Source organism: Wolbachia endosymbiont of Pentidionis agamae (assembly GCF_036711655.1).
Lineage (GTDB): Bacteria > Pseudomonadota > Alphaproteobacteria > Rickettsiales > Anaplasmataceae > JAZHPY01.
The window spans coordinates 1-6,415 of record NZ_JAZHPY010000063.1 but is presented as its reverse complement, the minus strand read 5'-3'; the positions used below and the strand labels follow the sequence as shown (position 1 = coordinate 6,415).

The 6,415-nt window shown below is 33.2% G+C and carries 4 protein-coding genes and 1 pseudogene; 1 reads left to right on the top strand and 4 read right to left on the bottom strand.

What is annotated here, in order from left to right; translation table 11 throughout:
• Positions 1-461 (top strand): annotated as a pseudogene (locus V6U76_RS04030) (transposase); the annotation flags it as partial.
• A 570-nt stretch (positions 462-1,031) separates the two neighbouring features.
• Here V6U76_RS04030 and V6U76_RS04025 read toward each other — a convergent pair.
• The 4 genes from V6U76_RS04025 to virB9 are packed head-to-tail and all read right to left on the bottom strand — an operon-like array spanning position 1,032 to position 6,355.
• Complete coding sequence (locus V6U76_RS04025; protein WP_333023749.1) at positions 1,032-3,050, bottom strand: type IV secretory system conjugative DNA transfer family protein; 2,019 nt, start codon at positions 3,048-3,050, stop codon at positions 1,032-1,034.
• A 26-nt stretch (positions 3,051-3,076) separates the two neighbouring features.
• Positions 3,077-4,069, bottom strand: coding sequence for a P-type DNA transfer ATPase VirB11 (virB11, locus tag V6U76_RS04020; protein ID WP_333023748.1), 993 nt, complete (start codon positions 4,067-4,069; stop codon positions 3,077-3,079).
• Positions 4,066-5,529, bottom strand: a complete 1,464-nt coding sequence (locus tag V6U76_RS04015) for a TrbI/VirB10 family protein (protein ID WP_333023747.1) — start codon at positions 5,527-5,529, stop codon at positions 4,066-4,068. Before V6U76_RS04015 ends, virB11 begins: the two co-directional genes overlap by 4 nt.
• A 7-nt stretch (positions 5,530-5,536) precedes the next feature.
• Positions 5,537-6,355 carry a P-type conjugative transfer protein VirB9 gene (gene virB9 / locus V6U76_RS04010; RefSeq protein ID WP_333023746.1) on the bottom strand — a complete coding sequence of 273 codons (819 nt, stop codon included), beginning with the start codon at positions 6,353-6,355 and terminating at the stop codon, positions 5,537-5,539.
• Positions 6,356-6,415: the final 60 nt, after the last annotated feature.

Below are 6,415 nucleotides of genomic sequence, written 5' to 3'. Positions count from 1 at the left end.
TCCTATTGCAATGCAAAAAAGAATATCCAAAAATAAAGTATTTGCTGATATTGTAAAATTAAGCAAAAGGTTGATTTTTCGGCTTTAAACTACATTTGATAATTAATGATAAAGCAGAAATCCAGGCACTTACGCTGGCAACATTGATGACAGAAAGCCTGTGCTAAATCTTACTACAAAACTGACTGGTTTGTTGTTTGGTGACAAAGGTTATGTCAAAAAGGAGCTTTTTTACGAATCGTGGATTAAAGCTAAAGTAAAAAAAGGTATGAAGAATACTTTAATGTCGCTAAGATCTTCTGAAAAAGAGCTATTATTGAGACAGTTTTTGGCTACTTGAAGCACAAATTTGAACTTGAGCATACTGGCCACAGATCTCTTATCAATTTCCTATCTTTTCTACTCTCATCTCTTACTCCTTGAAATCCAAAAAGCCTTCCTACTCTTTCTTCCTTTCTTAATCCAGAATTAGCGTTGCTAGCTGCACTTTTATCTATTTTCTAATCCATAATTGAGGTTTATAGACTTTTATCAGTAATCCTGCAGCACTATCCTACTTTGAGAGATGTAAGGTTTGGAGGTTTTTCTTCTATCTTTTCTAGATCTTTAATAATCCAAATTAGTCAGATCTAACTTATCACCTTTAATTGTATTATAATACTATAATATAATTTATGAAAAATACAAGTAAAAGATAAAGATTTATACTTAAATAGTAAAACTTTTTGTCCATAACGTATCATCATACTTTATAAAATGCCAAGGTTCATCTATCTGAATTTTTTTGCAATAACTTTACTGTTATTACTTACGTATATTCCAAGCCTTCCAAGTAGAGCTTATGGTAACCCTCAATTTTCTCAACATTTAAATTCGTTTGTAATCTTTACAACTATATTGCTAAAACCAATATGTGTAGCCGTTCTTACGATATTTTTTGCTTCTGAAATATTCTATATTATAACTTCTCTTTAAAAAAGATTTCATCTTATCTATCTAGTTTAGTAATCTAAAAACTAGTACTAGTAACCTTAATCTTTTTTCTGCTGTTTATTGCTATGCTGCTTCTCGACGTCATCATCTTCCTCCATATCGTCATCATCTTCCTCCATATCGTCATCATCTTTCTCCACATCGTCATCATCTTCCTCCATATCGTCATCATCTTCCTCCATATCGTCATCATCTTCCTCCATATCATTACCACTATATACTGCAGCCTCCTTATCAGTATCCTGAGCTTTAACTGGATGATCTATCGGATCAGAAGTGCTGATGGATCCTTGGACTTTTTCAATCTTCTCTTCAGCAGCTTTTACTGCAGCAAGCAGCGGATTATAAGGGTCTTGTGTTGGAACAAAGGTTTCTTTCATTAATTTTTTAGTAAAATTACTATCACTGTAATACTGAATTTTCTTTGACTTTATTGGATAAGTTGATTCTATTAAAATTATCTGCTCATCACGAGGTAGCATAATAATCTCTTGTGGCAATAATAAGGCTCTCTGCGTTTCAGAAATATGCAATGATCTGGAAGCTGGGTTTAAATCTAAAAACTTAGGCTTATTTAATGATTCTTGCCGAACAGTTTTATTGCCTATTAATTGTGATATTAAATTAGCTGTCTCCATATTATTAGCTGCGAAAGTTATTCTATACGTTGAATTTGATAAAAAAGAATTCATTCCTGCCTCTTCATATATTCCTTTTAATTGCTCAGTATCTTGAACAATTAAAAATAGTCTAACCCTATAGCCTCGAAAATATGCTATTCCTGTTTGAAACTGCTCCATTTTCCCTAACGTTGGAAACTCATCCATTAAAAAGAGCACTCCGTAAGGCTCTTCATCAGATGGTAACTTTCTACATAAAAATTCAGTAGCTTGTTGATAAAAAACTTGCATTAATGGTCTTAGTCTAGTGAGGTTATCAGGTGTAACTCCTACATATACTGTTACTCTCTTCCTCTTAAAATCTAAAATATTAAAATCACTTGTTGCTGTTGCAGTATCAATAAGAGGATTTGCCCATAATTCAAGAGACGAGTTCATAGTTGATACAACACCAGACCTTTCTTTATCAGCCTTTTGTAAAAAAGCTGCTATATTCATATATGCTACCGGATGTATAATCTTACCCATTGTATCTAAAACAACAGCAAGGCTATAAACTACATCATCACTGCGCATTGTACGTACCACCTCACCAAAAGATTTAATTTTGTCTGGTGCAGCGAGTAGATAAAGTACTACTCCTACAAATAAACTTCTAGCTTCATTTTGCCAAAAATCCTGCTCAGGCATTATTAAATTCGCTATCTTTTGTACATCATCAACCATTTGTCCTGGCTTTTTACTAATCCAATCCAGTGGGTTATAACAGTGACTTATTCCATCTGGCTGAGCAGGATTCCACACATATATTTCCTGCTTTTGCTGTTTGCGCCAGCCACTAGTTATTTCGTAATTTTCTAATTTAATATCATGTACTACAACTGAATCTTTCCAAAAAAGTAGATTTGGAATAACAAAACCTACACCCTTTCCCGACCCTGTAGGAGCAAAAAGCAACGCATGCTGATAGCCATCAGCGATAAAATAACCCCTTTTATCCTTTCCTAAAAGTAATCCACTCTTACTTCTAAGTCCTGACTTACGTATATCATGTTCAGAAGCCCACCTTGAATCTCCATGTAAAGACTCTTTTTTCTTAAATGGCCTCCACTCAATTATTATATCTTTTGCATTCCATAATATAATTCCTAAAATCGTCAGCGGTGTAAAAAATGAAGCAAATAACTTGATTTTTAAATCAGTAGTGTATCTATCTGGTTCATACCAGCACTCTTTTATATATTCGAAAATTGTTGGCCATAACTTGTATGGAAAATCACCTAGATTGGGCTTGATAGCCTTAAAGTCCAACACATCAGAACCCCAGACCATCAATACAAATAATACACCTGATACATAAAAACAGAACTCCAACACAGCAAAAGAGAGAATCCCAACTATAACAATATTACGAATATGGTTTTGATGTTGACTCATAAATTATTTATTTCTACTATATAAATCTAAATATCTCTTTTTAGAGATTTAGTAAACAGTATTTCAGAAACAAACCTCACTCCTTTCTCTCCTCTCTTAAGTTGAATAACAATATCAATGACATTTTTGATGTATGACATTACTTGTTCAGGTGGAATACCAAGACCTGCTTGCATTACCATTAACTTTATTTGTTCAAGAGCCATGACTGGATTATCTGCATGCAAAGTTGATACTGAACCAGGATGCCCTGTATTTATCGCTCTCAAAAAACTGAATGCTTCTGCACCACGCAGTTCTCCTACTATTATCCTATCTGGTCTTAACCGCAGACATGCCTCTATAAGATCTTGAGTTGTTACTTTTGCCTTTCCTTGTTCACCCTTAGAAACAATTAAATGAACCTTATTGGGGTGTTCATTTAGCACAATTTCTCTTGCATCTTCAACAGTAATAATTCTTTCATGCTTTGAAATAGCACGTAAAACAGCATTAGTAAATGTTGTTTTTCCAGTAGAAGTACCTCCACTTATTATGATATTTTTTTTACTTGCAACTGCATACTCTAAAAACTCTTTTATTTTTTTCTCTTTTAATAAAGTATTTAATACCGCATCAACATCATTAATTGAACTCTCTGTGATAGTGCTTGAAAACGCCTTCATTCTTTCATAATCATTCAAAGTCAATTGCATTGAAGAAGGCTTACGAATTGACATTACAACTTTGTCTGGTTCACACGCTGGAGGAAACACTATCTGTATACGATAACCATTTGGTAATGTTGCTGAAAGCAGAGGCGTTTCTTCACTGATTCTTTGCTCTGTTGCTTGTGCGATCAATCTACCCAAAGATTTTAGATGATTTAATGAAAGTGTTTCTAATTTCTCGCATCTAGTATCACCACGATTTTCAATCCATACTTCTCCAGATTTATTGATTGATATCTCATTAACTCCTTCTTCACTAAAAATGTCCTCTAGTGGTTTAAGATATGTATCAAGCGCAGTATAACTCATTGATATATTGCTTGCTTTGGAAAGACTATATCTTGGCTTACAAATACTTTAATTGCAGTACCTTGATCAACATAAATAGTTGGTTTTTTATCTGTATACCTCTCAATTATATCTCTAACGTCTTTAGAAAAATCATTAATTGCTTTTTCAGCTGTACTTTCATACATAGACTTACCTTTGCCCTGCGTTTTCTTTAATAACTGTTTTACATCTGCCAAACTTATACTTCCTACTGAAGTGTCGTTCCCAAGAACATTACCTATTTCTTTTCTGATTATTCTAAGTAAATCATTATCATCAGAAGCATTTTGAATTTTTTCAACAGCCCCAGCTCCTAGTTTCCACTTCTTTTTATTCAAATCTTTATTATTACCGGGATTAAGAATATCTTTCAAAGGGGAAAAATCTATTTCACCTGAAGTAATAGACCTAGCCATGCTTATTAAACTAAGAGATGTATCAATAGCATTGGAAGTTTTTTGTGCTACATATGCTGCACTCATTGAAACTCCAGCAATTAACACTGATGAGAACAGAGAACTAACAATTTTATTATCGACAATGCCGCGTACTCCTATTCTGCCTAGCTCATCAGTTGCTGGAGAGGAAATAATAACATCTATCCCATTAGGAAGAATCACTCTTTTCCAAGTTATATTTACACGAGTTTTAGTTTTTTCAGGTTGAAATGAACTCTCACCAATTAATCTTGAACCCCTAGGTATTAACACAGTATCACTAGCTTCAGCATACACATCCCTGCTCACTACAGCACGTAGAGTTCCTGTAAGATCTGTGCTGATTGCAGTTTCTAGCACCGCATCAATTATTTTACCTTGAATAATCATAGAACCTGTCTTACCAATTTTAGTGGCTATATTTTTTTGAGCAGGAGTTTTAGCTAAAGATATTACCTCATTTTCCAAAGAAGATTTCTCATTACTAGTCCCTGACATAGTCAGCATGCTAGTACCACGTCTCTCCTTAGGATAACCACCACCTCCTATCACATTAGAAGAAGATGAACTAGGTAATGTAATATCAATTTTAGGATTATATGAAGAAGAAGGAGGGAGTATCTGCAACTTTTCTTCTTTTTGCTGCTTGATTTCAGGCAATTGAACCTCTGGTATTATCTTTGGTAAAACAAGCGGAGGCAAAGACGGCACAGGCCTAATCCTTTCACTATCAAACTCCAATGTATTACCTTTTTCTTCTGGAACTTTTTCGGATTGTTCACGAAGCTTCTCTGTATCATTAGTTGATACCTCTATATGTATATCACTTGGAGTTTCATTCTTATTAGAAGATCCAATATAAAAATAATATACTACACCAGCTAGTAGTGCTACAAGCATAAATATAAAAAAACCACTCTTTTTTTTAGAACCAACAGTGATAACCTTATCTTCTACTTCTGATTCATTAACTAAATCTTGTTCAAAATACTTTTTTGTCATAAATATACTACAATGCCCTATTTATGATTTTTATATATTTATCTGTATAACGCATAAATAATTTCTTATGTACTCCTTTTATTATTACGTAATCACCTAGTAATAACATCTTACAAAGCAACTTCATTCCATTTTCATCTTCTATCAGAATTTCAGGTATATCATTTATGTTTCTAAATTTAAAGTATGTCAAATAACCATCATCAAATAATTCTAGTGGAATTAAATCCATATCATAACCCTTATCCTTGTATACATAATTATGTTTTGAGTTATTTTCTTGTATCACGCTGTCCACCTGCTCCATTAAATGAGCCTGACTTGGATCAGAAATCTCATTCACATCATCACTAATAACATCAAACTCATCTTCAGCTTTTGGATAATAAAAACGAACTACATAAGATATATCTCTTTCAGCAGAGTAATCATGACTCATTTCTTCTGAATTTGGCAACTTGACCTTATCATAATTAGGTCTAGATAATAGGTCAAAAATATAATTTCTTTTTTTATTAGTTGTAATAATCATATTAGTACGACTGCTTACTTCAAGTGGCATAACAAATAGTCTGTTTTCCACAGGGATAAATTTCCAATTTGATGCATCACCTATAGCAATACTTTTTATTCTCTCCGCTTCACTAAATTCGATATATGAGTAATATCCCTGACTAAAAACTAATGTAAACACCTCATTTGAGCTATACACAAGAGTCTTAATCCTGCTGTCTATAGTGATAGGACTATTGTAAAGTGAAGAAGCATGAGAGATACTACTTATTAGTAGAAAATAAACAACTAATAACAACTTATAAATATTCATCATCTGCTTTATAAAAAATAACTTGAAACCCTAAAGGATTGATATACCTTTGTTGATCAC

What these genes read in the sequence shown, in the direction of transcription:
- virB9 (WP_333023746.1), bottom strand. Translation starts at nt 6,355, where the DNA reads ATGAATATTTATAAGTTGTTATTAGTTGTTTATTTTCTACTAATAAGT.
- V6U76_RS04015 (WP_333023747.1), bottom strand. Translation starts at nt 5,529, where the DNA reads ATGACAAAAAAGTATTTTGAACAAGATTTAGTTAATGAATCAGAAGTA.
- V6U76_RS04025 (WP_333023749.1), bottom strand. Translation starts at nt 3,050, where the DNA reads ATGAGTCAACATCAAAACCATATTCGTAATATTGTTATAGTTGGGATT.
- virB11 (WP_333023748.1), bottom strand. Translation starts at nt 4,069, where the DNA reads ATGAGTTATACTGCGCTTGATACATATCTTAAACCACTAGAGGACATT.